The 24,711-nt window shown below is 73.2% G+C and carries 27 protein-coding genes; 13 read left to right on the forward strand and 14 right to left on the reverse strand.

Going from position 1 to position 24,711, the window contains the following annotated elements; all coding sequences use genetic code 11:
- Nucleotides 1-10 precede the first annotated feature (10 nt).
- Nucleotides 11-85, forward strand: coding sequence for a 50S ribosomal protein bL37 (locus BLASA_RS26600; RefSeq protein WP_014377707.1), 75 nt, complete (start codon nucleotides 11-13; stop codon nucleotides 83-85).
- A gap of 262 nt (nucleotides 86-347) precedes the next feature.
- Here the strand turns inward: BLASA_RS26600 and rsrA are convergent, their stop codons facing one another.
- On the reverse strand, nucleotides 348-689 hold the full coding sequence (gene rsrA, locus BLASA_RS18310) for a mycothiol system anti-sigma-R factor (protein WP_014377708.1): 342 nt from the start codon (nucleotides 687-689) through the stop codon (nucleotides 348-350).
- The gene (locus BLASA_RS18315) at nucleotides 689-1,381 is read right to left on the reverse strand and encodes a sigma-70 family RNA polymerase sigma factor (RefSeq protein ID WP_014377709.1); all 693 of its coding nucleotides are present in this window, start codon (nucleotides 1,379-1,381) and stop codon (nucleotides 689-691) included. The genes rsrA and BLASA_RS18315 overlap by 1 nt, the downstream gene beginning before the upstream one ends.
- 197 nt (nucleotides 1,382-1,578) lie before the next feature.
- Between BLASA_RS18315 and ybaK the strand changes: the two genes are divergently transcribed.
- Nucleotides 1,579-2,052 carry a Cys-tRNA(Pro) deacylase gene (ybaK, locus tag BLASA_RS18320; RefSeq protein WP_014377710.1) on the forward strand — a complete coding sequence of 158 codons (474 nt, stop codon included), beginning with the start codon at nucleotides 1,579-1,581 and terminating at the stop codon, nucleotides 2,050-2,052.
- Nucleotides 2,053-2,113: 61 nt separating this feature from the next.
- Here the strand turns inward: ybaK and BLASA_RS18325 are convergent, their stop codons facing one another.
- Complete coding sequence (locus BLASA_RS18325; protein ID WP_014377711.1) at nucleotides 2,114-3,676, reverse strand: fused MFS/spermidine synthase; 1,563 nt, start codon at nucleotides 3,674-3,676, stop codon at nucleotides 2,114-2,116.
- A 1-nt stretch (nucleotide 3,677) separates the two neighbouring features.
- Complete coding sequence (locus tag BLASA_RS18330) at nucleotides 3,678-4,463, reverse strand: SOS response-associated peptidase (protein ID WP_014377712.1); 786 nt, start codon at nucleotides 4,461-4,463, stop codon at nucleotides 3,678-3,680.
- Between the two features lie 137 nt (nucleotides 4,464-4,600).
- Between BLASA_RS18330 and BLASA_RS18335 the strand changes: the two genes are divergently transcribed.
- The 3 genes from BLASA_RS18335 to rsgA are packed head-to-tail and all read left to right on the forward strand — an operon-like array spanning nucleotide 4,601 to nucleotide 8,494.
- The gene (locus BLASA_RS18335) at nucleotides 4,601-6,064 is read left to right on the forward strand and encodes an NAD-dependent succinate-semialdehyde dehydrogenase (RefSeq protein ID WP_014377713.1); all 1,464 of its coding nucleotides are present in this window, start codon (nucleotides 4,601-4,603) and stop codon (nucleotides 6,062-6,064) included.
- Nucleotides 6,065-6,110: 46 nt separating this feature from the next.
- Nucleotides 6,111-7,475, forward strand: a complete 1,365-nt coding sequence (gene aroA / locus BLASA_RS18340; RefSeq protein ID WP_014377714.1) for a 3-phosphoshikimate 1-carboxyvinyltransferase — start codon at nucleotides 6,111-6,113, stop codon at nucleotides 7,473-7,475.
- Between the two features lie 26 nt (nucleotides 7,476-7,501).
- Nucleotides 7,502-8,494, forward strand: a complete 993-nt coding sequence (gene rsgA / locus BLASA_RS18345; protein WP_014377715.1) for a ribosome small subunit-dependent GTPase A — start codon at nucleotides 7,502-7,504, stop codon at nucleotides 8,492-8,494.
- A 7-nt stretch (nucleotides 8,495-8,501) separates the two neighbouring features.
- On the opposite strand, the gene BLASA_RS18350 is transcribed toward rsgA, so the two are convergent.
- The 4 genes from BLASA_RS18350 to BLASA_RS18365 form a co-directional block, all read right to left on the reverse strand.
- Complete coding sequence (locus tag BLASA_RS18350; protein WP_014377716.1) at nucleotides 8,502-9,653, reverse strand: IS630 family transposase; 1,152 nt, start codon at nucleotides 9,651-9,653, stop codon at nucleotides 8,502-8,504.
- Nucleotides 9,654-9,767: 114 nt separating this feature from the next.
- Nucleotides 9,768-11,249, reverse strand: a complete 1,482-nt coding sequence (locus BLASA_RS18355; protein WP_014377717.1) for an HNH endonuclease signature motif containing protein — start codon at nucleotides 11,247-11,249, stop codon at nucleotides 9,768-9,770.
- Between the two features lie 148 nt (nucleotides 11,250-11,397).
- Nucleotides 11,398-12,138, reverse strand: a complete 741-nt coding sequence (locus BLASA_RS18360; protein ID WP_014377718.1) for a hypothetical protein — start codon at nucleotides 12,136-12,138, stop codon at nucleotides 11,398-11,400.
- A gap of 144 nt (nucleotides 12,139-12,282) precedes the next feature.
- A complete protein-coding gene (locus BLASA_RS18365) occupies nucleotides 12,283-12,819 on the reverse strand; it encodes a DUF2087 domain-containing protein (RefSeq protein WP_014377719.1) in 537 nt (178 codons plus the stop codon).
- 53 nt (nucleotides 12,820-12,872) lie between these two features.
- Between BLASA_RS18365 and BLASA_RS18370 the strand changes: the two genes are divergently transcribed.
- Both BLASA_RS18370 and hisN read left to right on the forward strand, forming a co-directional pair.
- Nucleotides 12,873-13,055 (forward strand): DUF2795 domain-containing protein, encoded by a 183-nt coding sequence (locus tag BLASA_RS18370; protein ID WP_014377720.1) that lies wholly within the window; start codon nucleotides 12,873-12,875, stop codon nucleotides 13,053-13,055.
- Nucleotides 13,056-13,107: 52 nt separating this feature from the next.
- Nucleotides 13,108-13,917 carry a histidinol-phosphatase gene (gene hisN / locus BLASA_RS18375; protein WP_331371031.1) on the forward strand — a complete coding sequence of 270 codons (810 nt, stop codon included), beginning with the start codon at nucleotides 13,108-13,110 and terminating at the stop codon, nucleotides 13,915-13,917.
- Between the two features lie 159 nt (nucleotides 13,918-14,076).
- Here hisN and BLASA_RS18380 read toward each other — a convergent pair whose 3' ends face one another.
- Nucleotides 14,077-15,096, reverse strand: a complete 1,020-nt coding sequence (locus BLASA_RS18380; protein ID WP_041775841.1) for an aldo/keto reductase — start codon at nucleotides 15,094-15,096, stop codon at nucleotides 14,077-14,079.
- Between the two features lie 102 nt (nucleotides 15,097-15,198).
- Between BLASA_RS18380 and BLASA_RS18385 the strand changes: the two genes are divergently transcribed.
- The 4 genes from BLASA_RS18385 (at nucleotide 15,199) to BLASA_RS18400 (ending at nucleotide 19,978) form a co-directional block, all read left to right on the forward strand.
- The gene (locus BLASA_RS18385) at nucleotides 15,199-16,149 is read left to right on the forward strand and encodes an SRPBCC family protein (protein ID WP_014377724.1); all 951 of its coding nucleotides are present in this window, start codon (nucleotides 15,199-15,201) and stop codon (nucleotides 16,147-16,149) included.
- Nucleotides 16,150-16,178: 29 nt separating this feature from the next.
- Nucleotides 16,179-17,351 (forward strand): zinc-dependent alcohol dehydrogenase, encoded by a 1,173-nt coding sequence (locus BLASA_RS18390; protein ID WP_014377725.1) that lies wholly within the window; start codon nucleotides 16,179-16,181, stop codon nucleotides 17,349-17,351.
- 75 nt (nucleotides 17,352-17,426) lie between these two features.
- Nucleotides 17,427-18,833, forward strand: coding sequence for a cystathionine beta-synthase (locus BLASA_RS18395; protein ID WP_014377726.1), 1,407 nt, complete (start codon nucleotides 17,427-17,429; stop codon nucleotides 18,831-18,833).
- Nucleotides 18,830-19,978, forward strand: coding sequence for a cystathionine gamma-synthase (locus tag BLASA_RS18400; protein WP_014377727.1), 1,149 nt, complete (start codon nucleotides 18,830-18,832; stop codon nucleotides 19,976-19,978). Before BLASA_RS18395 ends, BLASA_RS18400 begins: the two co-directional genes overlap by 4 nt.
- Before the next feature lie 2 nt (nucleotides 19,979-19,980).
- Here the strand turns inward: BLASA_RS18400 and BLASA_RS18405 are convergent, their stop codons facing one another.
- The gene (locus tag BLASA_RS18405) at nucleotides 19,981-20,292 is read right to left on the reverse strand and encodes an antibiotic biosynthesis monooxygenase family protein (RefSeq protein ID WP_014377728.1); all 312 of its coding nucleotides are present in this window, start codon (nucleotides 20,290-20,292) and stop codon (nucleotides 19,981-19,983) included.
- 83 nt (nucleotides 20,293-20,375) lie between these two features.
- Between BLASA_RS18405 and BLASA_RS18410 the strand changes: the two genes are divergently transcribed.
- Nucleotides 20,376-21,266 (forward strand): glycosyltransferase, encoded by an 891-nt coding sequence (locus BLASA_RS18410; RefSeq protein WP_041775842.1) that lies wholly within the window; start codon nucleotides 20,376-20,378, stop codon nucleotides 21,264-21,266.
- Here BLASA_RS18410 and BLASA_RS18415 read toward each other — a convergent pair.
- Complete coding sequence (locus tag BLASA_RS18415; RefSeq protein WP_014377730.1) at nucleotides 21,244-22,113, reverse strand: polysaccharide pyruvyl transferase family protein; 870 nt, start codon at nucleotides 22,111-22,113, stop codon at nucleotides 21,244-21,246. The genes BLASA_RS18410 and BLASA_RS18415 overlap by 23 nt on opposite strands.
- Before the next feature lie 105 nt (nucleotides 22,114-22,218).
- On the opposite strand from BLASA_RS18415, the gene BLASA_RS18420 reads away from it, so the two are divergent.
- Nucleotides 22,219-22,725 carry a VOC family protein gene (locus BLASA_RS18420; RefSeq protein WP_014377731.1) on the forward strand — a complete coding sequence of 169 codons (507 nt, stop codon included), beginning with the start codon at nucleotides 22,219-22,221 and terminating at the stop codon, nucleotides 22,723-22,725.
- A gap of 54 nt (nucleotides 22,726-22,779) precedes the next feature.
- Here the strand turns inward: BLASA_RS18420 and BLASA_RS18425 are convergent, their stop codons facing one another.
- Genes BLASA_RS18425 through BLASA_RS18435 form a run of 3 tightly spaced genes read right to left on the reverse strand, consistent with a single transcriptional unit; the run spans nucleotide 22,780 to nucleotide 24,604 of the window.
- On the reverse strand, nucleotides 22,780-23,070 hold the full coding sequence (locus tag BLASA_RS18425) for a GNAT family N-acetyltransferase (protein WP_014377732.1): 291 nt from the start codon (nucleotides 23,068-23,070) through the stop codon (nucleotides 22,780-22,782).
- Between the two features lie 8 nt (nucleotides 23,071-23,078).
- Nucleotides 23,079-23,297, reverse strand: a complete 219-nt coding sequence (locus BLASA_RS18430) for a ferredoxin (protein WP_014377733.1) — start codon at nucleotides 23,295-23,297, stop codon at nucleotides 23,079-23,081.
- Nucleotides 23,294-24,604 carry a cytochrome P450 gene (locus tag BLASA_RS18435; protein WP_014377734.1) on the reverse strand — a complete coding sequence of 437 codons (1,311 nt, stop codon included), beginning with the start codon at nucleotides 24,602-24,604 and terminating at the stop codon, nucleotides 23,294-23,296. Before BLASA_RS18435 ends, BLASA_RS18430 begins: the two co-directional genes overlap by 4 nt.
- Between the last annotated feature and the right edge of the window lie 107 nt (nucleotides 24,605-24,711).

A 24,711-nucleotide genomic window follows, 5' to 3' on the forward strand; every position in this document is an offset into this window, starting at 1 on the left:
GAGGGCAGCGATGTCCAAGCGTGGACGCAAGCGTCGCTCCCGCAAGGGGAACAAGGCCAACCACGGCAAGCGCCCCAACGCGTGACGACAGGCCCGGGAGCATCGCAGCGAGGCCGCCGCCGACAGAGAGTGAGCATCGCAGCGAGGAACGAGCGAGGAGCGGAGCGACCGCGGAGGCGGCGTACGGCTTCGAGCGAGGAGCGGACCGGGCCGCGGATGGGGGCACCTCCCGCTTGCGGGGGACGCGCCAGCGGTGACGCGTGAGAGCGGCCCCCTCTACACGCAGAGGGGCTGCGCGCCAGAAGCCCAGAACCGGACCGGTTCTGGGCTTCTGGCGTTTCCCGGTCCTATGCGGTGGGGCGCTCCGCCGACCGCTCGATCGTCAACCGCTCGACGCTGACCGAGGTGCCGTCGTCCTCGATGGACACGGTGGTCAGCTGCATCTTGATCCGGTCCCGCAGGCCCGACGGCGGCTTGTCCCCACCGCAGCGCCGGCGCACCAGCGCCTTGAACTCCTGCTCGATGCCGAACTCGCGCAGGCACGAAGAGCAGTCCTCGAGGTGCTCGGCGATCAGCCCGCGGCGCTCGTCGCTGGTCTCGTGGTCGAGGAACTCGAACACGTGCGTCAGGACGTCGTCGCAGGAGTTGATCTCGATCGGCCCACCGGCCTGAGAAGCCTCGTCGGCCATCAGTGGCTCGCCTCCTCACCGGCTCCGGCACGGACGAAGCCGCGCTCACGGGCGTAGTCGGCCAGCAGCTTCTGCAGCCCGCGCCGACCGCGGTGGAGACGGGACATCACCGTGCCGATGGGCGTGCCCATGATCTCGGCGATCTCCTTGTAGGCGAACCCCTCGACGTCGGCGAGGTAGACGGCCAGCCGGAAGTCCTCCGGCAGTTGCTGCAGGGCCTCCTTGATGTCGGAGTCCGGCAGGTGGTCCAGCGCCTCGATCTCGGCCGACCGCAGCCCCGTGGAGCTGTGCTCCTCCGCCGCGTACAGCTGCCAGTCCTGCACCTGCTCGGTGGGGTACTGCTGCGGCTGCCGCTGCTTCTTCCGGTAGCTGTTGATGTAGGTGTTGGTCAGGATCCGGTACAGCCACGCCTTGAGGTTGGTGCCCTGGGCGAACTGGTGGAAGGCCGAGTAGGCCTTCACGAACGTCTCCTGCACCAGGTCCTCGGCGTCGGCCGGGTTGCGGGTCATCCGCAGCGCGGCCGGGTAGAGCTGGTCCAGGAAGGGCAGCGCATCCCGCTCGAACCGCGCATCGCGTTCCGCGCGGGTCTCGGCCAGCTCCGTGCGGCTGCCGCCCTCGCGGGCCTCGGGCACCTCTACGGGTGCGGCCACGGGCGTCTGGCCGGGGTTGTCGACCGCGGAATCCTCAGGCACCGACCATCCTCTCTGGGGCCCCCTGGTGCGGGGCGCCACATCGGTCGATCCTAGCCGTGCTGCGTCCGGACGGCCCGGGGGACGTCGGTGCGCGGCCCGCGTGCGCGTGCTGGAGAGGGTGCTGCTCACGGCCGGTGCAACCGCCCGGCCGGGCGGGGACATTCCCGGCCGGGGCCAGCTCGCTAGGCTCCGGCGCCGTGGCGGCGACCCCGGCGGTGCGGGCCCTGGAGCGGGCGAGCGTGGCGTACGTACTGCACCCGTACGACGCGGAGCACCCAGCGGACCAGGGCCACGGCGAGGCGGCCGTGGCCGCGCTGGGTGCCGACCCCCGCCAGGTGCTCAAGACGCTGGTGACCCGGGTCGACGGCGCCCTCACCGTCGCGGTCGTACCGGTCAGCGGCACCCTCGACCTCAAGGCACTCGCCGCCGCCGGCGGCGGCCGGAAGGCGGTGATGGCCGACCCGGCAGACGCCGAGCGGGCCACCGGCTACGTGCTCGGCGGCATCAGCCCGCTCGGTCAGCGGAAGGCGCTGCCCACCGTCGTCGACTCCTCGGCGCTGGAGTTCGACACCGTCCTGGTCAGCGCCGGCCGGCGCGGGCTGCAGGTGGAGCTGTCGCCGGCCGAACTCGTCCGGCTGACCCGCGCCCGTGCCGCGCCGATCGGCAGGTGAGCGCCTGAAACGGCGCTCTGCAGGGCCCCGCCGGGAACCAGCGGGTGGCGGGGGTCCTCCCTCAGCCGTAGGGGTTGAGCAGCTGGTCGACCGGCGCGAAGTCGTCGGTGAGCACGGCGGCATCGCCGACGAACCGGTCCAGCTCCTCGCCGCCGGCCACCCGCCAGGCGAGGTCGCGCTCGGCCAGCTCCACCGCGATCTCCTCGACCGGCAGCGGCTGCTGCGAGGCGACGGCGACGAGGTTGCCGCCGTCCTCCCCTGCCAGCACGGGTGCACGAGCGAGCAGCAGCACGTGGTCGAAGACCTCCCGGAGCGTGGCGACCTCCGCCCGGACGAACGACAGCGGCGGGTGGTCGATGAGGTTGACGGCGTAGACGCCGTCGTCGGCCAGTGCCCGGTCCACCAGCTCCAGCGCCTCCCGGGTGGTGAGCTGCCAGGGCACCGACAGCCCGCCGAAGGCGTCGCCGACGACGAGGTCCCGCTCGCCGGCCGCTTCCTCGGCCAGCCCGACCCGGCCGTCGGCGACCCGCACCCGCAGGTCCTCGGACGTCTCCAGCCCCAGCTGGTCGCGGTCCATGGCGACGACACCCGGGTCGACCTCCACCACCACGCTCTCCGTCCCCGGGCGCACCTCGGCCAGATACCGCGGCAGGGTCAGCCCACCGCCGCCGATGTGCAGCGCGGAGACCGGCTCGCCCGCCGGGAACACCGCGTCGGTGACCGCGGCGATCGCCCGCACGTACTGGAACTCCAGGTGCGTCGGATCGGCGAGGTCGACGTAGGAGTGCCGGAGGGTGTCGAGCATCAGCACCCGGCCGGACGGCCGGTCGGGATCGGCCACCACACGGGCGCAGTGGTAGGCGGTCTCCTCCTCGCACGGCGTGGGCGCGACCGCGGCGAGCCCGCCACCGACCACCGCCAGCACCAGCAGCCCGGTGGTCACCGGACGGGCGCCCGTGCCACGCCGCAGGACCAGGCCCACGGCCAGCCCGGTGACCACGGTGACCGCGCCGGTCGCGACGAGGATGACGCTGCTGGGGAGAATCGCCACCAGCACGAAGCCGGTGGCGAACGTCGCGGCGATGCCGCCGAGCGTGCCGATGCCCGACAGCCGCCCCACCACCGCCCCGGTCTCGGACAGGCTGGCCAGCTGCAGCTTGACCACCATCGGCGGTACGGCCGACAGCAGCGCCGCAGGGACCACGACCGCGACCGCGGCCAGCAGGAGCACACCACCGGCATCGGCCCCGGAGAGCGCCGAACCGGTGAACCGGACGAGCGGCAGGACGGCGACGATCAGCGCACCCCCGGCGACTAGCAGGGGGGCCAGCAGGCGGCGGGGGTCGGTGCGATCGGCGGTCGCACCACCGACCCACGCGCCGAGGGCGATCGCCGCCAGCGCGAAGCCGATCACCGCGGTGCTGGTCTGCACGGTGACGCCGACGTAGGGCGCGATCAGCCGCAGCCCCACGATCTCCAGCACGAGGACCGCCCCCGAGCTGAGGAAGGTCAGCGCCGCCGCCACCCACGTCGGGAGGGCGCCGCCGGGGGGCGGGGGCTCCGGCGGCAGGTCGTCGGCGGGCAGGTTCCGAGTGCGTGGGGAGTGCCCGGGTCCGGCGGCCACCTCAGAACAGCGCCGGCTGGTCGTCGCTGCTCCGCAGGGGAACCGGAAGGGCGTCCTGATGAGCGGGTGCGGCGACCGAACCGGCCCGGGCCAGCAGCTCGGGACCGTTGTTGCGGACGTTGTTCACGTCCGCACCCACCGGACGGAGCTCGAGGCCGGCCACGAAGTCCGCCGGGGTCGGCCGGGCCAGCTCCGCGACGTCCTCCCGACCCGGGTCCAGCCAGTCGGCCCACCGGTCGGGAGGCAGCACCAGGGGCATCCGATCGTGGATCTCGGTCAGGGCGCCGGTCGCCGGGGCGGTGACCACCGTGCAGGTGTAGAGCCGGTCCTCGCCCTGGCCCCACACCTCCCACAGGCCCGCGAAGGCCAGCACCGACCCGTCCTCGGGCGTGATGAAGTACGGCTGCTTGGCCGTGGAGTCCAGCCGCTTGGCCCACTCGTACCAGCCGTCCGCGGGTACCAGGCAGCGGCGAGAGGCGGCCGCCTTCCGGAAGGCGGGCTTCTCGGGAAGCGACTCCACGCGCGCGTTGAGCATCCGGTTGCCGACCGAGGGGTCCTTGGCCCACGACGGCACCAGGCCCCACCGGACCGCGCGCAGTTCCCGGTGCGCACCGCCGGTCGGCCGGCCCTCGGCGTCCCGCTCCTTGGCCTGCCGCACGACGTAGACGTCCTTCGTGGGCGCCACGTTGTAGTCCGCGGGGAGCGGCGGATGCCCCTCGGCCGGCACCGCCTCGAACTCCACCGCGAGGTCCTCGGGCTTGCGGCTGGCCGCGTAGCGACCGCACATGGGCGCCTCCTCGACGGGCACGGGCTGACCGTTGGCACTCTAGGCGCGGCCGCTGACACCGGGCGGAGCGTGCGTGCACCCGGGCCCCCGGGGTAGCCCCCCTGTCGCAACGACCGCCGAGAGACGAGGATCACCGCGTGACCGCTACGCAGAATCCACCGACCGAGCACCCGAAGACCGCGAGCGAGAGCGCCGAGCGGCGCTACGCCACGGTCAACCCCTTCACCGGGGAGACGGAGAAGGAGTTCCCCTTCACCGACACCGCGGAGATCGACGGCATCGTCGAGCGGGCGCACGCCGCCTACCAGGAGTGGCGCGACCGCCCCGTCGAGGAGCGTGCCGCCGTCGTCCGGCGGGTCGCCGAGCTCATGGACGAGCGCCGGAACGACCTCGCCGCCCTCATCACCACCGAGATGGGCAAGCGCCGCGAGGAGGCGACCGGCGAGCTGTTCCTGTGCTCGATGATCCTGAAGTACTACGCCGACAACGGCCCCGGCTTCCTCCAGCCCCAGGCCATCCAGCCGCTCATGGGCAAGGGTGAGGCGGTCGTCGAGACCCAGCCGATCGGCGTCCTGCTGGCCATCGAGCCGTGGAACTACCCCTTCTACCAAGTCGTCCGCGTCGCCGGCCCGAACCTGGTGCTGGGCAACACGGTCATCCTCAAGCACGCCGAGATCAATCCGCAGTGCGCGGTGGCGCTCGAGCAGCTGTTCACCGACGCCGGAGCGCCGCAGGGCGTCTTCACCAACACCTTCCTGCGCATCGCCGACGTCGAGCAGGTCATCGCCGACCCGCGCGTCCAGGGCGTGACCCTGACCGGCAGCGAGCGGGCCGGCAGCGCGGTGGGCGCCCTGGCCGGCAAGCACCTGAAGAAGTCGGTGCTGGAGCTCGGTGGCAGCGACCCGTTCATCGTGCTCGACGCCGACGACCTCGGCGCCACGGTCAAGGCCGCGACGATGGGCCGGATGCAGAACACCGGTCAGGCGTGCACCGCATCCAAGCGGCTGATCGTCACCGAGGACCTCTACGAGCCGTTCGTCCAGGGCCTCAAGCAGGCATTCTCGACCTTCGCGCCCGGCGACCCGGCCGACCCGTCGACGTCGCTGGCCCCGCTGTCGAGCGAGCGGGCGGCCCAGGACCTGCACGCGCAGATCCAGGACGCCATCGACAAGGGCGCCACCGTGGTCGCCGGGGGCAAGCGCCCCGATCACCCGGGCGCCTTCGTGGAGCCCACGATCCTCACCGACGTCACGCCGGAGATGCGGGCCTACCACGAGGAGCTGTTCGGTCCCGCGGCCGTCGTCTACAAGGTCAAGGACGCCGACGAGGCGGTCACGCTGGCCAACTCCAGCGTCTACGGCCTGGGGGCCACCGTGATGAGCGGCGACATGGACCGCGCGCGGTCGGTGGCCGACCGGCTCGAGGCCGGGATGGTCTGGATCAACCAGCCCACCGGCTCGTCCCCGGAGCTGCCCTTCGGCGGCGTGAAGCGGTCCGGCTACGGCCGGGAGCTCTCCGAGCTGGCCATGTTCGAGTTCGCCAACCGGCGGCTGGTGCGCACGGTTCCGGTGAAGAAGGCCGACAAGCCGCAGGCCGGCTGAACGGGTGTAGGGACGGTGCGGCGCGGAGACCGGGCAGACTGATCACGTGAGTGACGTCTGGTCCGCGCCGCACCACCCGGCTCCCGTCGACGCCGTCGTCACCCTGCCCGGGTCCAAGTCGCTGACCGCACGGGCCCTGGTGCTCGCGGCGCTGGCGGAGGGCCCCAGCCGGCTGGTCCGGCCGCTCCGGGCGCGGGACACCGACCTCATGGCCGGTGCGCTGCGCGCCCTGGGCGTGCGCGTCGACGAGGACGGCGCGGACTGGCTGGTCAGCCCTGGGCCGCTGCGCGGTCCGGTCACGGTCGACGCCGGCCTGGCCGGGACCGTCCTGCGGTTCCTCCCTCCGGTGGCCGCGCTCGCCGACGGCCCGGTGACCGTCGACGGCGATCCGCGGCTGCGCGAGCGCCCCAACGCCGGGCTGATCGCCGCCCTGCGCGCCCTGGGCGTCGAGGTCGACGACGGCGGCCGCGGCCGGGCGCCGTTCACCGTGCGCGGCACCGGTCGTGTCCGCGGCGGGGCGGTCACGGTGGATGCGAGCGAGTCCTCGCAGATTGTCTCGGGGCTGCTCCTGGCCGCCGCCCGCTTCGACGGGGGCGTCGACCTCGCCCTGTCCGGCGGGGTGCCGTCGATGCCGCACGTCGAGATGACCGTGACGACGCTGCGGGAGCACGGCGTCGACGTCTCGACCACCGACCGCGGCTGGCGGGTCGCCCGCGGGCCGATCGCCGCCCTGGACCGGGTGATCGAGCCCGACCTCTCCAACGCCGCCCCGTTCCTCGCCGCCGCGCTGGTCACCGGCGGACGGGCGACCGTGCGCGACTGGCCGGAGCGCACCACCCAGCCGGGGGCCCAGCTGGACCGGCTGCTGTCGCAGATGGGCGCCGAGGTCGCCCGCACCGCCGAGGGCGGGCTGCGGGTCGCAGGCAGGGGGACGATCGGCCCGCTGGTCGCCGACCTCGGGGAGGTGGGCGAGCTGACCCCGGTGCTGGCGGCGCTGTGCGCGCTGGCCGACGGGCCGTCGCGGCTGACCGGCATCGCCCACCTGCGCGGGCACGAGACCGACCGGCTGCAGGCCCTCGACGAGGTGCTGACCGCGGTCGGGGCGCGGGTCCGGCAGCTCCCCGACGGCCTGGAGATCGAGCCCGGACCGCGGCGGTCCGCCCGACTGGACTCCTACGCCGACCACCGCATGGTCATGGCCGCCGCCGTCCTCGGCCTGGCGATCGACGGCGTCCAGGTCGCCGACCCCGGCGCCGTGACCAAGACGCTCCCGGACTTCCGGGAGCGGTGGGCCGGGTTGCTGGGCGGGCACCCGGGGCGCACGAAGACGACGCCCGAGCGAGCATCGCAGGGAGCGCCAGCGACCGAGGAGCGGAACGAGGGCGGAGTCGAGCGAGGGAGGATCCGCTGAGCGGCAACCAGCGCGGCGCCCGGCGGATGGACGAGGACGACGTCCGCGTCCGGCCCAGCCGGCGCGGTTCCCGCCCCCGCACGCGCACCCGCCCCACGCACGAGGACGCCGTCCCCGGGCTGGTGATCGCCGTCGACCGGGGGCGGATGACCGTGCGGGTCGAGGGAACCGACGGCGGGCAGGTCGACGTCACCGCCATGCGGGCTCGGGAGCTCGGGCGGCACGGCGTGGTCGTGGGCGACCGGGTGCGCCTGGTCGGCGACACCAGTGGCCGGACCGACACGCTGGCCCGGATCGTGGTGATCGAGCAGCGGGCGACGTCGCTGCGCCGCACCGCCGACGACACCGACCCCACCGAGCGCATCGTCGTCGCCAACGCCGACCTGCTGGTGATCGTCACCTCGGTCACCGACCCGGAGCCGGCGCTGGGCTTCCTCGACCGGTGCCTGGTCGCCGCCTACGCCGGCGGGCTCGAGCCGCTGCTGTGCCTCACCAAGACCGACCTCGCCTCGGCCCAGCCGCTGCTGGACCGGTACGCCGGGCTGAGCCTCGACGCCGTCCCGATGTCCCGGGAGCTGCCGCTGGACGACTTGACCGGCCGGTTGCGGGACCGGATGAGCGTCTTCGTCGGGCAGTCCGGGGTCGGCAAATCCACCCTGGTCAACCGGCTGGTGCCCGACGCGCTCCGCGCCACCGGCGATGTCAGCAAGATCGGCAAGGGCCGGCACACCTCGTCGTCGGCCGTGCTGTTCGACCTCCCCGGCGGGGGCACCGTCATCGACACCCCGGGCATCCGCTCCTTCGGGCTGGCCCACGTCACCGCCGACGACGTCCTCTCCGCCTTCGACGACCTCGCGGAGGCGGCGACCGAGTGCCCGCCCGGCTGCGGGCACACCGCCGAGGACCCCGACTGCGCGCTCGACGCCTGGGCGGCCGACGGCGCGCCGCGCCGGCGGGAGCAGCTCAGTGCCCTGCGGGTCCTGCTCGGCGCGGTGGGCCAGGTCGGCCCCGGCTACTAGTGCCGCGTCACGCGACCTTTGCCCTGTTGCGGGCCTCGCCTCTCTTGATCACCTTCCGGAGCTTCGGATCGGTGGTGTGCCGGTTCCGCCAGGCGATGTAGCGGCGGATCATGCTGGCCTGCTCGTGGTGGGTCTGGTGGTCGGTGCCGTCGAGGGTGAAGTAGCGCAGCGCGGTGAACTGCGGCTCGATGCGGTTGAGCCAGGAGCAGTAGATCGGCGTGTAGGCGATCTCGACGTTGTTGGCCGCGGCCCACCGGCCGACTCGGTCATCGACCTGGGTGGACAGGTGTGGGCTGAAGTTGTCGCAGACGATGGCGATCCGCACGTCGGCGGGGTAGAGCGAGCGCAGGTAGCGGCAGAAGGCCAGGAACTGGGTACGGCTCTTGCGGTGGGTGACGTGTCCGTACATCTTGTCGCGGGCCAGGTCCAGGGCGGCCATCAGATGCCGGACCCCGTGCCGGCGGGTGTAGGTCGCCCGCCGGCGGCGACGCCGTGGTGCGCCCTGATCACCCTTGCCGACCGCGCGCGGCGCCCACTGCTTGCCCGGGTGGGGCTGCAGGTTCAGCGGCCCGAACTCGTCGACGCAGAACACGATGGTCGGGTCGCCGGGGCCGGGCGAGCAGGTGCCGTCGGCGATCGCGTAAAGCTCCAGCACCCGGTGCTTCTTCGCCTCGTAGTCCGAATCGGTGCTGGTCTTCCAGGTCTTCACCGCTTGAAAGCTGACGCCCTGCTCGCGGAGCAACACGCGCAGGCGCTCGTGGCTGATGTCGTCGACCACCCCCTCGGCGACCAGGAAATCGGCCAGCTTCGGCAGGCTCCAGGTCGAGAACGGGAGATCATGATCTCCGGGGTGGCTCAGCGCGATCTTCTTGATCTCGGCCCGCTGCTTGAGGTCGAACTTGGGCGGCCGGCCGCCGGCGTAGCGCGGATACAGCGAGTCGAAGCCGTCGGCGTTGAAGTTGTGCAGCACGTCGCGGACCCGGTCCGGGCTGGTGAACGTCACCTCCGCGATCCTGGGCACGGGCATGCCCTGCGCCGACAGCAGCACCATCTGTGCGCGCCGCCAGGTCACCACCGACCCGGAGTCGCGACGCACGATGCGCAGCAGCCGGTTGCCCTCGTCGTCACCAATGGGCCGGACTTGCACGGGGTGGACCATCTCGCATCTCCTGCGGGGAAGACAGGATCGGACGCGACAAGGCTGACACTCTGACCCTCCATTGGGACCCTTCCCGTGCTCCCTACTACGGGGCGAAGGTTCCGAGCCGCGGCACTAGAACGGCGGTGGTTCGCCGTCCGGTTCGGCCGGTGGCGGCTCCCGTTTCGGCTCCGGTGGCGGCTCGGACTGGGGTCTCCGCAGGCCTGGTGGCCTGGTCGTGCGGGTGATCCCGGTGGGGGTGGTGACGTGCAGGGTGCCGTCCGGGTCCATGATGAAGCGCCAGCCGCGGGCGAAGGTCTTCAGCCGGTGGTCGGAGCGGCACAGGCAGCAGAGGTTCGCGCACGTCGTCGCACCGCCGCGGGAGTGCGGGATGACGTGGTCCAGATCGGCCCAGCCCACCCGCTGCCCGCAGTTGGGCATCCGGCAGGTGCGGTCCCGGGTCGTGACGAACGCCTCCTGCCGGCTGGTCGGCTCGTAGCCATCCGAGTCCGGGGGACTGCCGATCACCGGGCAGCCGCAGCTTTCGCCCGGATGTTCGGCGCAGCCGTTCTTGGCCACCCGCAGCAGTTCGGTCACCGTGGTGGTGGCCAGCAGCCGGCCGTCCGCGTCGGTGATGGCGAACGTCAGGCTGCCGCCGGGTGGGGTCTGCAAGCCCAGGGCACCGATCCGGGCGAGCAGGTCGCGGGCGTGCGCGGCGGTGATCGCCAGCCCGTTCACCGATCCCGCCTGCGTGGCAGCGCCCTGGAGGGACTCGAGCGTGGCGGTGATCCTCAGATCTGCGGCGACGTCGGGCTGGTCGTGCCCGCCGGGGCGGCGTAGCAGCAGGGAGAACAGCTCGGTGCGGATCTGGGCGATCGGACGGTCGTCGCCGTCGGCCTTCGCCATCGTCGCCAGCTCGTTGATCACTGCGTAGGCCTCGGCCGCCTCATCGGCCGACAGTTCCGCGCCCAGGGTCGCCATGCCGTCCTGCCCGGGCTGCAGGAAGACGTCCGCACAGCGCTTGGCCTGCTCGCGACGCTCCTCGGCCGCTGCGGCGTCCAGCTCGAGCAGGAGCTCCAGCGCGCGGGCCTTCAGCTTGGCCACCGACAGGTCGACCGCGTCGGGCAGCAGCAGGTCCTCGACCGCCCGCGCCAGCTCGGGGCTGGTGTGCCCGAGCACGTCCGCGAGCGCCGCCGCGCGCGCCTCGTCCAGCTCTCCCCGGGAGAGGGCACGGTAGGTGGCGGGCAGGCTGTCGCGCCATACCTGGGCCCGGTGGTGCCGGTGGTTGGCGGTGCCGCGGCCGCGGTTGAGCACCAGCGCCAGCTCTCCGGCGAAGAACTCACTGACCCCCGCCGGATCGTGTCCGGCCACCCACCCGGGTCTGCGCGCCCCGCGAGTACCGGCCGGCGGATCGTGCTCATCCGAGGTCAGCTCAGCCAGCCGAAGGATCAGCTCCGCCTCATAGGCGGCAGCCATCGCCTGCCGGCGCTGGTGCTGGGCGAGCTCCGCGGCGGCCTGCTCCCTCGACAGCAACGCCACCGGCAGCCGCGACGGGGCGATCGGCTGGTCAAGCGACCAGTCGATCAGCACGCCCTCGACGGTCGAGGAGCCGGACATCCGGGACACACCGACAAGCTACGGCCAGCCTACGACACTTTTCCGCCCCGGCCGGACCTTCGCAGGACGCACGGGCAGCTCGGCGGCCCGTACTCGGCGCCAGAAGGACCTCCCTGCCCCCACGGCTCGCACGCTCGCGCCGGGCTCCTCAGGGGTAGGTGCTCCAGCCGCGGCGGCGGAGGATCCCTCGACGGGGCTCGGTGAACAGGTCGTCGGCCATCGGTTCGTCGACCGCCTCGATCCGCAGCTCGTGACCCCGCCCCGCGACGTCGCCGCCGAGCGCCTCCGTCAGCACACAGACACCGGTCTGCACGTCCAGCCGCACCCGGAAGGCGTCGGGGTACGCATCGAGCAGGTGCCGGCCGCCGGCGCCGAACTCGGCCAGGTCGACGACCCGCGTGCGCAGCAGGGGGCAGCAGCCGCAGCGCGGCTCGTAGGCGTCGGTCGGCCGGACGAAGGCCTCCCACGTCGGCCGCCCGGCGTGCTCGACCTCCGCCACGGACTCCAGCTCCAGCGCGGGCACCAGCACCTCGGTGTCCGGATCGCGTCCGTCGCCCAGCTCCACCGGGTCGAGCATCGCCACCCAGTGGTAGTCCTGGTGCATCGGGTCGTCGAGAGAGTGGTCCCACGCGCGACGCCGCTCCGCCACCAGTCCGTCCGGCCGGCATCCTGGCTCCGGTACCGCATCCCTCTGCGGCTCCCGGACCACCTGCAGCAGCGCGCCGTCGATCGTCTCCACCCGCAGCACGTCCGGCCGACGCAGCCACGCCCGCAGCCGGCCGGTCTTCCAGGGATCGCCGGGCCAGCGCACCGTGCAGCGCAGCGTGTTCCACCGCCACGGCGAGGAACGCGCGAGGGCGGCGAAGGCGTCGGGAGACGGGGTGGGCACGCGGCGAGTGTGCGCGGATCGCGGCGTGGCCGTCGAGGCGATTCGGCGACAGGCCGACGTGTCGACTCGTCGAGATGCGGCGCATGCCGGTCTCCGGGGCCACCGAGAGCGGCTTCCGGCGCATCTCGGGGGCGTGCGATCTAGCTAGACCTCGACGTAGCCGCCGCTGCGCCAGTAGACGCCCGAGTCCCGGCTGAGCAGGCCCTCGTCGACCAGGTAGCGGCGGAGCGCGGCGACGTCGGGGTGCCAGACGGCCAGCAGCGCGTTGACCTCCCGCTCGGGGTACCGGACACCGGGATCGAACACCCGCACCAGGTGGTCGAGGACGACCAGCCGCTTGCTGCGCTGCGACGGGATCGAGGTGAGCCGGCCGTCCCGGACGAAGGCCGACAAGACCGCGTCGGCCGCCGGGTCGTCGGACAGCGGCTCCGGTGCCGGAGCGGCCTCGGCGGCGGCGCGGGCAGCGGCGCCGAACCGCTCGGTGTGCAGCACGAGCAGGCGCCCGTCCCGGTGCACCAGGCCGGCCCGGGCCAGCCGCCGGGCGGCGAGCGCGACCTCCTTCAGCGACAGGCCGGAGGCGTCGGCGACCTGCTCGATGGTGCCCGCGCCCAGCGCCAGGGCCGCCACCACCTTCAGTCGCACCGGGTCGGCCAGCAGCCCCACGATCGTCGCTGCCTCCACGCAGCCGACGGTAATCGGTGCGTCGACGGGGCGGGGCCGGGTAGGGACCGGGCATGGTCAGCCCCATCGACATCCAGAAGGCCCTGTCCGGCATCGACTACCCGGCGAGCAAGGACGACATCGTCGCGCACGCCGAGCAGCACGGCGGCGACGACCAGGTGCTCGCGGCGCTCCGAGGCATCGAGGACCGGGAGTACGAGGGCCCCAGCGGCGTCAGTTCCGCGGTCTTCGAGTGACCGCCCGCTAGGTTCGGTGCCCATGACGTCGGGTCGGGGCTACTCAGAGGACATGCGGCTGGCACACGTGCTGGCCGACCAGGCCGACTCGATCAGCCTGGACCGCTTCAAGGCCCAGGACCTCACCGTCGAGACCAAGCCGGATCTGACGCCGGTGACCGACGCCGACCGCGCGGTCGAGGAGCAGCTGCGGATCACCCTCGGCCGGGCCCGCACGCGCGACGCGGTGCTGGGCGAGGAGTTCGGCACCACCGGCCACGGATCCCGCCGCTGGGTGCTCGACCCGATCGACGGCACGAAGAACTTCGTCCGGGGCGTCCCGGTGTGGGCCACGCTCATCGCGCTGTTCGACGGGGACGAGCCGGTGGTCGGGCTGGTCTCCGCGCCGGCCCTGAACCGCCGTTGGTGGGCGGCCAAGGACGTCGGCGCCTGGACCGGGCGCCGGCTGGAGTCGGCCACCCGCTGCCACGTCTCGGAGGTCGCGCGCCTCGAGGACGCCAGCCTCAGCTACTCCAGCCTCTCCGGATGGGAGCAGCGCGGCGGGCTCGACGGGTTCCTCGACCTGACCCGTTCGGTCTGGCGCACCCGCGCCTACGGCGACTTCTGGAGCTACGTGCTGCTCGCCGAGGGCGCGGTGGACATCGCCTGCGAACCCGAGGTGTCGCTGTGGGACCTCGCGGCACTGGACGTGATCGTGCGGGAGGCCGGTGGCCGGTTCACCGACGTCACCGGGGCGCCCGGTCCGGCCGGCGGGAGTGCGCTGGCCAGCAACGGGAAGCTGCACGACGCCGCCCTGGAGCGGCTGGGGCTGCCCGAGACGGTCCACCCGCTGACCTCCGCCCCGCCGGTCCCGCCGTCCTGATCAGGTCCGGGACGGCTCCACCGCTACCCGGCCTCCGCCTCGGCGACCAGGCCGCCGCCGGCGTCCAGCGCGACGACCTCCAGGCCGCTGGTCCCCAGGTCCGCGCCGAGGAACAGGCCGTTCACCGGCGGCCCCGCACCGGCCCGCGCGCGGCTGCGTTCACCGGGCCCGCTCCGGGCTGTCGCCGTAGGCGTAGCCGGCGTCGACGTAACGTCCTCCTGCCGCGGCCCCCGGTGGCGCGATGACGTCCAGCCGGGCGAGGTCGTCGGCGGAGAGCTCCATGCCCGCCGCGCCGACGTTCTCCTCCAGGTAGCTCCGCCGCTTGGTGCCGGGGATCGGGACGACGTCGTCGCCCTGCGCCAGCACCCACGCCAGCGCTAGCTGGCCGGGCGTTCCCCCCTTCTCCGTCGCCAGCGCGCGGACGGCCTCCACCAGGCGCAGGTTGGCCGCGAAGGCCGCGCCGGTGAACCGCGGATGGTTGCGGCGCCAGTCGCCGTCGCCGAAGTCGGCCGGGCTGGTGATCGCCCCGGTGAGGAACCCACGGCCCAGCGGGCTGAACGGCACGATGCCGATGCCGTGCTCCCGGGCGACGCCGAGGACCTCACCCTCGATGTCCCTGGTCCACAGCGACCACTCGCTCTGCAACGCGGCGATCGGGTGCACCGCCACCGCTCGCCGGATCGAGGCGGCGCTGGCCTCGGAGAGCCCGAGGTGGCGCACCTTCCCCTGCTGCACGAGCTCGGCCATGGCGCCCACGGTGTCCTCGATCGGGATCCGGGGATCGACGCGGTGCTGGTAGTAGAGGTCGATGACGTCGGCGCCCAGCCGGCGCAGGCTCGCCTCGGCGCAGGCGCGCACGTTCTCCGGCCGGCCGTCGATCGTCATGCCCCCGTCCGCGGTGCGGGCGAGGGAGAACTTGGTGGCCAGCTGCACCTCGTCCCGGCGGCCGGCGATCGCCTCGCCGACGAGCTCCTCGTTGTGGCCGCTGCCGTAGACGTCGGAGGTGTCCAGGAAGGTGACGCCGAGGTCGAGCGCCCGGTGGACGGTCGCGATCGACTCGGTGCGGTCGGCGGGGCCGTACATCTGGCTCATCCCCATGCAGCCCAGACCCAGCGAGGAGACCGTGGGTCCGGTCCGGCCGAGCGTGCGGGTACCGACGGGCGGGAGGGAAGCAGGCATGGGCCGCATCCTCGTCCGCCGCGCACCGGGGCCGCCACCGGCCGTTTCCTCCTCCACCCCACGGGTAGGCGGTCCGGGCACCGACCGAACCGGAGGGCCCCCATGAGTTCCAGCCGCAGCCGCCCCGGCCTGCGCCGCACCGCCCGCGTCCTGGGTCTGGCCAGCACCGGCCTCGGCGTGGCCATGCTGCGTGACCCGAAGGGCGTCGCCCGGGTGTCCGGCGTGGACGACTCGGCCACCGCGCTGTCGGTGATCCCCCTGGTCGGCGCCCGCGAGCTGCTGCACGCCCTTCCGCTGCTGGCCGGCCGCCCCGGCTGGGCCTGGACGCGCGTCGCCGGCGACGCCGTGGACCTCACCGCGATGGGGATCGCGCTGTCGCACCGGAGCGGCGACCGCGGACGGCGGCTGCGCAACGCCACCGCCGCCGTCGCCGGGCTGGCGGCCCTCGACCTGCTCACCGCGGCGCGCTCACGCCGCTCGGGCAGCCGGAGCTCCACCCGGGAGCTGCTCCCCGGGTCCGCCCCGTGGAAGGGCGCGATCGACGTCTCCGCGGCCACCACGGTGAACAGGACGCCGGAGGAGGTCTACCGGTACTGGCGCGACTTCGCCCACCTGCCGGAGTTCATGGCGCACGTGCGCGAGGTCCGCACGCTGGATGGCGGTGCGCGCTCGCACTGGGTCGCCGAGGCGCCCGGGAAGCTCTCGGTCGAGTGGGACGCCGAGGTGGTCGAGGACTCCCCCGGCGAGCTCATCCGCTGGCGCTCGCTGCCCGGCGCCGGCATCGAGAACGCCGGATCGGTGGGATTCCGCCCGGCCCCCGGCGGGCGAGGCACCGAGGTGCGGGTCCGGCTGGCCTACGCCCAGCCGGGCGGCCGGCTCGGCAAGGTCGTCGCCGGGCTGTTCGGGGAGTCCCCGGAGCAGCAGGTGCGCGACGACCTCACCCGCTTCAAGCAGGTGCTCGAGACCGGGCACGTGGTCCGCTCCGAGGGCACACCGCACGGCCTGGAGGCGGGGCGGCTCGCCGCCCAGCGCCCCGCGGCGCCCCGCTCCTGACCCCGACCCGTCTCCGGAAGGACACCCCCGTGCGCGCCACCCAGTGGATGGGCAAGAACCACATCGAGGTCAACGAGGTCCCCGACCCGCAGATCCTCAACGACCGCGACGCGATCGTGAAGATCAGCTCCACCGCGATCTGCGGGTCGGATCTGCACCTGTACGACGGCTTCATCCCGACGATGCGCAAGGGCGACATCGTCGGTCACGAGTTCATGGGCGAGGTGGTGGAGCTCGGCAAGGGCGTCGGCAACCTGAAGGTCGGTGACCGGGTCGTCGTCCCGTTCCCGATCTCCTGCGGCAACTGCGTCGCCTGCCAGAAGGGGCTGTTCTCCGTCTGCGAGAACTCCAACCCCAACGCCCGGATCGCCGAGAAGGTGATGGGCCACGCGCCGTGCGGCATCTTCGGCTACTCGCACATGATGGGCGGCTACCCCGGTGGCCAGGCCGAGTACGCCCGCGTCCCGTTCGCCGACGTCGGCCCGCTGAAGGTCGACGACGACCTGACAGACGAGCAGGTCCTGTTCCTCACCGACGTCTTCCCCACCGGCTACATGGGTGCGGATAACTGCGACATCTCCCCCGGTGACGTCGTCGCCGTCTGGGGCGCGGGTGCGGTCGGGCAGTTCGCCGTCGCCAGCGCGAAGATGCTCGGCGCCGAGCGGGTCATCGCCATCGACCGGTTCGACTACCGGCTGGACAAGGCGAAGGAGGCCGGCGCCACCGACGTCCTCGACTACGAGGACGTCGACGTCCTCGACGCCCTGCAGGAGCTCACCGCCGGGCGCGGGCCGGACGCCGCGATCGACTGCGTCGGGATGGAGGCCCACCACCCGAGCACCGCGATCAACGCCTACGACCGGGCCAAGCAGGCCACCATGCTGGAGACCGAGCGGCCGCACGCGCTGCGCGAGGCGATCCTCGCGGTGAAGAACGGCGGGACGGTCTCGATCGTCGGAGTCTACGGCGGGCTCATGGACAAGTTCCCGATCGGTTCGCTGATGAACCGGTCACTGACGGTGCGGACCGGCCAGGCGCACGTGCAGCGGTACTTGAAGCCGCTGTACGAGCGGATCCGGAACGGCGACATCGACCCGAGCTTCGTCGTCTCGCACACCCTGCCGCTGGAGCAGGCCCCGCAGGCCTACCGGATGTTCCGCGACAAGGAGGACTCCAGCAACAAGGTGGTCCTCAAGCCCTGACCTGCCCGTCTGATGGGATGGGCAGCAACCGGGCGCCGGCGACGAGGCCGCCCCGGGTCCGAGGAGGACGCCACCGTGCAGTACGCCGAGTCCGTCGTCGACCTGGTCGGCAACACGCCGCTGGTGAAGCTGTCGTCGGTCACCCGCGGGCTGGGCCCCCACGCCCCGCTGGTGCTGGCCAAGGTCGAGTACCTCAACCCCGGCGGCTCGGTGAAGGACCGGATCGCCGTCCGCATGGTCGACGCCGCGGAGGCCAGCGGTGAGCTGCAGCCCGGCGGCACCATCGTGGAGCCCACCAGCGGCAACACCGGCATCGGCCTGGCACTGGTGGCCCAGCAGCGCGGCTACCACTGCATCTTCGTCTGCCCCGACAAGGTCGGGCAGGAGAAGATCAACGTCCTCAAGGCCTACGGGGCCGAGGTGGTGGTCTGCCCGACCGCCGTCGACCCGGCCGACCCGCGCTCCTACTACTCGGTGTCCGACCGGCTCACCCGGGAGATCCCCGGCGCCTGGAAGCCCGACCAGTACTCCAACCCGAGCAACCCGCAGTCGCACTACGAGACGACCGGGCCGGAGATCTGGTCGCAGACCGAGGGGCGGATCACCCACTTCGTCACCGGCGCCGGCACGGGCGGGACGATCAGCGGCGTCGGCCGGTACCTCAAGGAGGTCTCCGACGGCCGGGTGCAGGTCATCGGCGCCGACCCGGAGGGGTCGGTGTACTCCGGCGGCACCGGCCGCCCGTACCTGGTGGAGGGCGTCGGCGAGGACTTCTGGCCGTCCACCTACGACCAGGAGGTCGCCGACGAGATCATCGCGGTCTCCGACGGCGACTCCTTCGCCATGACGCGCCGGCTGGCCCGCGAGGAGGGTCTGCTGGTCGGTGGTTCCTGCGGCATGGCGGTGGTGGCGGCGCTGCGCGTGGCGGAGCGGCTCACCGAGGACGACGTCCTGGTGGTGCTGCTGGCGGACGGCGGCCGCGGCTACCTGAACAAGATCTTCAACGACGCGTGGATGGCGGACTACGGCTTCCTCGGCTCGACCGCCGGCACCACCGTGGGCGAGTTGCTGCACACGAAGTCCGGCGAGACCCCGCCGCTGGTGCACACCCATCCCAACGAGACCGTCCGCGACGCGATCGACATCCTCCGGGAGTACGGCGTCAGCCAGCTGCCGGTGGTGCGTGCCGAGCCGCCGGTCACCGCCGGCGAAGTCGTCGGCTCGGTGGACGAGAAGACCCTGCTGGACGCCGTCTTCACCGGCCGCGCGACGCTGGCCGACCGGGTGGAGAAGCACATGTCGCCGCCACTGCCGATCATCGGCTCCGGTGAGCCGGTGACGTCGGCCGTCGCCGAGCTGGGCTCGGCCGGCGCGCTGCTGGTGCACGTCGACGGCAAGCCCGCCGGCGTGATCACCCGGCAGGACGTGCTGGGGCACATCGCCGACCGTCCCGCGGCGACTGCGCCTACGGTCGACTCATGAGCGAGCTCGCGGGATTCAACACCCGCGCCATCCACGCCGGGCAGGAGCCCGACCCCGCGACCGGCGCGGTCATCCCGCCGCTGCACCTGACGACGACCTACAAGCAGGACGGCGTCGGCGGGCTGCGCGGCGGCTACGAGTACAGCCGCAGCGGGAACCCGACCCGTGCCGCGCTGCAGGAACAGCTCGCGGCCCTGGAGCAGGGCACCACGGCCCTGACCTTCGCCTCCGGCCTCGCCGCCGAGGACACCCTGCTGCGCACCCTCTGCCGGCCGGGCGACGAGATCGTCCTGGGCGGCGACGCCTACGGCGGGACGTTCCGGCTGATCTCCCGGGTGCTCGAGCCCTGGGGCGTCGGCTACCGGCCGATCGACCTGGGCGACCTGGACGCCGTCCGGGAGGCCGTCGCGCCCGAGACCACCCGGGTCGTCTGGTGCGAGACGCCGACCAACCCGCTGCTCAACATCGCCGACATCGCCGCGCTGGCGCAGATCGCGCGCGAGAGCGGCACCGTGCTCGTCGTCGACAACACCTTCGCCTCGCCCTACCTGCAGCGGCCGCTGACGCTCGGGGCCGACGTCGTCGTGCACTCGACCACCAAGTACCTGGGCGGGCACTCCGACGTCGTCGGCGGAGCGCTGGTGACCAGCGACGCGCACTGGGCCGAGCGGCTCACCTACCACCAGAACGCCATGGGAGCGGTGAACGGCCCCTTCGACGCCTGGCTGCTGATGCGCGGGATCAAGACCCTCGGCGTGCGGATGGACCGGCACTGCGCCAACGCGGCCCGGATCGCCGAGTTCCTGCTCGACCATCCCGCGGTGGCCTCGGTGCTCTACCCGGGGCTGCCCGACCACCCGGGGCACGAGATCGCCGCGCGGCAGATGTCCGGCTTCGGCGGGATGCTGTCGTTCCGGCTGCGCGACGGCGAGGAGGCCGCGCTGCGGGTCTGCGAGCGCACCCGGCTGTTCACGCTCGCGGAGTCCCTCGGCGGCGTCGAGTCGCTCATCGAGCACCCCGGCCGGATGACCCACGCGAGCGCCGCCGGCTCACCGCTGGAGGTGCCCGCCGACCTCGTGCGGCTCTCGGTGGGCATCGAGGACGTCGAGGATCTGCTGGCCGACCTGGACCGGGCGCTCAGCTGAGCTCAGGGCACCGGATGGCCGGCGGTCAAGACCGGCGAGAAGTGCTCCACGACCGGGAACGGGTCGTAGAAGTGGTGCAGCAGCCGGCGCCACTGCTGGTAGCCGGCCGACCCGCGGAAGCCCTCCGTGTGGTCCTCCAACCGCTCCCACCGGACCAGCAGCAGGTAGACGCTCTCCCGCTCGAGACACCGGCTCAGCGCGAGGCCGGCGAATCCGGGCACCGTGGAGATGAGGCCCGTGGCCGCGCGGAACGCCTGCTCGAACGCCTCCTCCTGACCGGGCCGCACCGACAGTTCCGCCCGCTCCAGGATCATCTCCGCACCGTACGGGGACGCCGCGGATGTGACATCCCCGCCGGCACACCCGGTGCATTCCCCACTGCCCGGCCGGGCAGGTGATGTCCGTGCCCGCTCCCCGGATCAGCATCGTGCTCGCCACGCGGAACCGCCGGGCGTCGCTGCTGCGATCGCTCGACCGGCTCGTGCACGCCGGCGGACCCCCGGTCGTCGTCGTCGACAACGGCTCCACCGACGGAACCCCCGCCGCCGTCCGCGACCGGCACCCCACGGTCGTGGTGGTGGAGCTGCCCACCAACGCCGGGGCGGCCGCCCGCACCGTCGGCGTACGACGCACCGCAACCCCCTACGTCGCCTTCGCCGACGACGACTCGTGGTGGGCACCGGGATCCCTGGACCGGGCGACCGACCTGCTCGACACGCACCCCGGCATCGCACTGGTCACCGGCCGGGTCCGGCTGGCCGCGGACGGCTCGCTCGATGCCGTGTCGCGCAAGCACCGCGCCGCCGTCCTCGGCACCACCCCGGGCAATCCGGGGCCCGACGTGCTCAGCTATCCCGCCTTCGCCGTGGTCGTCCGCCGCGACGCGTACCTGTCGGTCGGCGGCTTCTCACCGCTGCTGTTCTTCGGCGGCGAGGAGCACCTGCTCGCGCTCGACCTGGCCGCGGCCGGCTGGCAGCAGGTCTACGCCGACGACGTGGTCGCCTGGCACGACCCCGCCGGCCCCGTGGTCGTCTCCCCCGAACGCTGGGCGCTGCAGACCCGCAACGACCTGCTGGTCGACTGGCTCCGCCGGCCGCTGCCTGTGGCGCTCTCGGCCACCACGCGGCTGCTCCGCCAGGCGGCCGGTGATCCGGCGGCGCGGGCGGCGGTGCGGGGCTGGGCCCGCCGACTCCCGGCCGCCCTCCGCCAGCGACGGGCGGTCCCCGCCGACGTCGAGCGCCGGTTCGCGGCCGCGCAGCGGCCGCTCAGCTCCCCAGCTGCCGGGTGAGCCATTCCCGGAGCTCGCGGTTGCCCGCGGCGCCCCGCACCCGGGAGTGCGCCACCGGGCCGGTGAACTCCCCGGCCAGGCAGCGCGCCAGCGCCGCATCGAGCGCCTCGAGGGTCACGTCGTCGGCGGCCAGCAGCAGCGGCCAGTCCAGCGCCCGCGCCTGACCGGTGACCTTGGCGCCGCCGTCGATGGGGTCGCACGCGATGACCGGCCGATCGCTCTTGAGCCCGAGGACCAGCCCGTGCAGCCGCATGCTCACCACGACGTCGCACCGCCGGAGCAGAGCCTCCACCTGCGCCGGCCGGCGCGGATGCGGCTTGTCGAACAGGTCGGTGTCGATGGGGAACCACGGCAGCGCCCGCGCCGCCAGCCACTCCTCGATCACCCCCCGCACCCGGTCGGCCCGGCTGCGGTCGCCGTACTCACCCTGCACCGGGGCGAACGCCACGGCGACGACGGGGACGTCGGGTTCCGGGCCCTCGACGGCCAGGTCGGGTCGGGTGATCCCGGGGGCGTCCCGCTCCCACACCTCGTCGAACATCGTCCGGGCGACGTCGTCGACGACGGACACGTTCACGGCCCAACGCCGCGCCGACGCGAACGCCCGGGTCAGCTCCGGCAGCGGCGGCAGGTTCCCGACCGGGCCGGTGACGAAGAGCAGGTGCGTGTAGTCGGCGGGTTCGACGTCCCGCCAGTGCACCCCGCGGCCCAGGTAGGGCGCCCACGCGACGTCGTGGTCGATGCCCAGCTCGGTCAGCCACCCGACGACGACGTCGGCCCCCAGCTCGTCGCCGACGGTGGCGATCACCTCGTCGAAGCTGAACCACCCGGCCACCAGGACACGCATGGCCTCCACCCTCGCAGCCGGGCGGCCGCCCGGCGCGCGGGGGGAACGAGATCACGCCTCCGCCGGTTGTCGGTGCCAGCAGCCCGAGCGAGGAGGATCTCCCCCGTGACCACCGAGAACACCCGTGACCTGACCGCGTCGGAGGCCGAGCGCGCCCGCATCCGGGAGGCGTACCTGCGCCCGGCCGAGCAGCGGCCGGCGTCGACCGCCCGGGGCCTGCACCACACCGCGCTGATCAGCAGCGACGTCGAGCGGACGGTGCGCTTCTACCAGGACGTGCTCGGCTTCCCGCTGACCGAGCTGATCGAGAACCGCGACTACCCCGGTTCCTCGCACTTCTTCTTCGACATCGGCAACAGCAACCTGCTGGCCTTCTTCGACTTCCCTGGACTGGGCGTCGGCCCGTACGCCGAGGTGCTGGGCGGCCTGCACCACATGGCGATCAGCGTGGAACCGCAGCGGTGGGAGGAACTGGTGCAGCGGCTCACCGATGCCGGCGTCGAGCACGAGGTGCACAGCGGCGTCTCGGTCTACTTCCGGGACCCCGACGGCGCCCGCATCGAGCTGATCGCCGACCCGCTGGGCGAGATGTACGGCTCGCAGGTGCTCTGAGCACGGCGCCGGTCCGTGGCCTTCCCTCCCCCGGGGGCGACCACGGACGGGCGATCAGCGGTCCTGGTCGGCGACCAGGTCGGCGTAGTCGGGGTGCCGCTCGATCCAGCCGGCGACGAACGAGCAGCGGGGCACGACCGACCCGCCGCGCGAGCGCACCTCGTCGAGCGCGGCACGGACAAGGGTGCTGCCCAGCCCGGACTGCCCGGCGTCGGGGTCGACCTCCGTGTGCGTGAACACGAGGGTGTCGCCGTGGCGCTGGTAGGCGGCCATCCCCAGGACGCGCTGGCCGTCCCGGATCTCGAAGCGGTCGGACTCGGGGACGTCGGTGACTGTGGTCTCCATGGCTGCGGTCAACCGCCGGCGGGGGCCGGCTGTTCCGTCACCAGCTGGAGGGCCCCGGTCGGGCACTGCCGCACCGCCTCCTCGACGTCGCGCACCTCGGCGTCCGCCGGGTGGGGGCGCAGTATCTGCACCGTGCCCTCGTCCCCCACCTCGAAGACGTCGGGCATCAACGCTTCGCAGGCCCCGGCTCCGACGCACCGCTCGAGATCGGCCTCCAGCCGGCTCACGAGGCGTCCGTGAGCCGGGCCGGGAGCCGCTTGAGGCCGTTGACGAACGACGAACGCAGCCGGTCCGGGGGGCCGGTGACCTCCAGGTCGGGCAGCTGCTCGAACACCTTGGCGAAGGTGACGGCGAGCTCCCGGCGGGCGAGGTGGGCACCGAGGCAGAAGTGCGGCCCCTTGGACCCGAATCCGACGTGCGGGTTGGGGTCGCGGGCCAGGTCGAACCGGTGCGGGTCGGCGAACACCTCCGGGTCGCGGTTCGCGGCGGCGTAGAACAGCAGGAACTTGTCGCCGGCGGAGAACCGGTGGCCGTTCAGCTCGCCGTCCCTGGTCGCGGTGCGGCGCATCCAGGTCACCGGGCTGGCCCAGCGCACGATCTCCTCGACGGCGGTACGGGTGAGTTCGGGGTCGGCGACCCAGGCGGCCCGCTGCTCGGGGTGGTCCTGCAGCGCCAGCAGCCCCTGGGAGATGGCGGTGCGCGTGGTCTCGTTGCCGGCCACGAGCAGGAGGATGAAGAACGAGGCGATCTCCTGGTGGGTGAGCTTCTCGCCCTCCACCTCCGTGGTGACCAGCGCCGTGGTGAGGTCGTCGGTGGGCCGCTCCACCCGCTCGGCGGCCAGCCGCTCCATCAGGCCGGCCAGCTCGATCCCGGCCATGAGCACGCCGGTGAGCGGGTCGTCCTCGTCTTCCACCAGTTCCGGGTCGCCGCCGGAGAGGATCACGTTCGACTTGGCCAGGACCATCGCCCGGTCCTCCTCGGGGACACCCATCATGTCGCAGATGACCCGCAGCGGGATGGGCGCGGCCAGGTCGGCGACGACGTCGAACGTGCCGTCCCCCTCGGCCGCCTTCCGACGGACGGCAGCGAGGACGTCGTCGACGATGCCCGCGACCGAGTCGACCACGCGCTCGAGCATGCGCGGGGTGAACGTCTTGGCGACGATGCGCCGGATCTTGGCGTGCCGGGGGTCGTCCATGCTGATCAGCGAGCCGTAGAACTCGTTCAGATCGGCCGGGATGTCCTGGATGGAGACCGCCCCCTCCCCCGAGCAGAAGACCGCGGGCTGGGAGCTGATCGCCGCCAGGTCCGCGTAGCGGGTGACGGCGTGGTAGCCGGGCCCGCTCGGCAACGACGGGATCTGCGGCTCGGCGAAGAATGCGAAGGGGCGCTCCTGGCGCAACCGGTCGAAGACCGCGTGACGCTCGGCCGGCGGGCGCGCCCAGAAGTCCCGGTCGGAGAGGTCGATGCCGAGATCGGCGGCCCCCACCCGGCGGGGCGGCGGAACGGTTCCGGGTGCGGTGCCGACGGACACGGGCGTCCTCCCAGAGCAGCGGTCGATGACCGAACGCTAGTGAGAATCCTGGTGACACACAATGCACCGGAGGCGGGCGACCCGGGGCCGGAAGCACGAAGACCCGG

The organism is Blastococcus saxobsidens DD2, from assembly GCF_000284015.1.
In the GTDB taxonomy this organism is placed as follows: domain Bacteria; phylum Actinomycetota; class Actinomycetes; order Mycobacteriales; family Geodermatophilaceae; genus Blastococcus; species Blastococcus saxobsidens_A.

Bases quoted from the DNA above. Each gene is read 5' to 3' on its own strand.
- BLASA_RS18355 (WP_014377717.1), bottom strand. From the start codon at position 11,249: ATGTCCGGCTCCTCGACCGTCGAGGGCGTGCTGATCGACTGGTCGCTT.
- BLASA_RS18330 (WP_014377712.1), bottom strand. From the start codon at position 4,463: ATGTGCGGTCGCTACGCGGCCAGCCGCAAGCCCGAGGACCTCGCGGTG.
- BLASA_RS18385 (WP_014377724.1), top strand. From the start codon at position 15,199: ATGAGTTCCAGCCGCAGCCGCCCCGGCCTGCGCCGCACCGCCCGCGTC.
- BLASA_RS18400 (WP_014377727.1), top strand. From the start codon at position 18,830: ATGAGCGAGCTCGCGGGATTCAACACCCGCGCCATCCACGCCGGGCAG.
- BLASA_RS18370 (WP_014377720.1), top strand. From the start codon at position 12,873: ATGGTCAGCCCCATCGACATCCAGAAGGCCCTGTCCGGCATCGACTAC.
- BLASA_RS18405 (WP_014377728.1), bottom strand. From the start codon at position 20,292: ATGATCCTGGAGCGGGCGGAACTGTCGGTGCGGCCCGGTCAGGAGGAG.
- rsgA (WP_014377715.1), top strand. From the start codon at position 7,502: ATGGACGAGGACGACGTCCGCGTCCGGCCCAGCCGGCGCGGTTCCCGC.
- rsrA (WP_014377708.1), bottom strand. From the start codon at position 689: ATGGCCGACGAGGCTTCTCAGGCCGGTGGGCCGATCGAGATCAACTCC.
- BLASA_RS18425 (WP_014377732.1), bottom strand. From the start codon at position 23,070: ATGGAGACCACAGTCACCGACGTCCCCGAGTCCGACCGCTTCGAGATC.
- hisN (WP_331371031.1), top strand. From the start codon at position 13,108: ATGCGGCTGGCACACGTGCTGGCCGACCAGGCCGACTCGATCAGCCTG.
- BLASA_RS18380 (WP_041775841.1), bottom strand. From the start codon at position 15,096: ATGCCTGCTTCCCTCCCGCCCGTCGGTACCCGCACGCTCGGCCGGACC.
- BLASA_RS18350 (WP_014377716.1), bottom strand. From the start codon at position 9,653: ATGGTCCACCCCGTGCAAGTCCGGCCCATTGGTGACGACGAGGGCAAC.
- BLASA_RS18410 (WP_041775842.1), top strand. From the start codon at position 20,376: ATGTCCGTGCCCGCTCCCCGGATCAGCATCGTGCTCGCCACGCGGAAC.
- BLASA_RS18415 (WP_014377730.1), bottom strand. From the start codon at position 22,113: ATGCGTGTCCTGGTGGCCGGGTGGTTCAGCTTCGACGAGGTGATCGCC.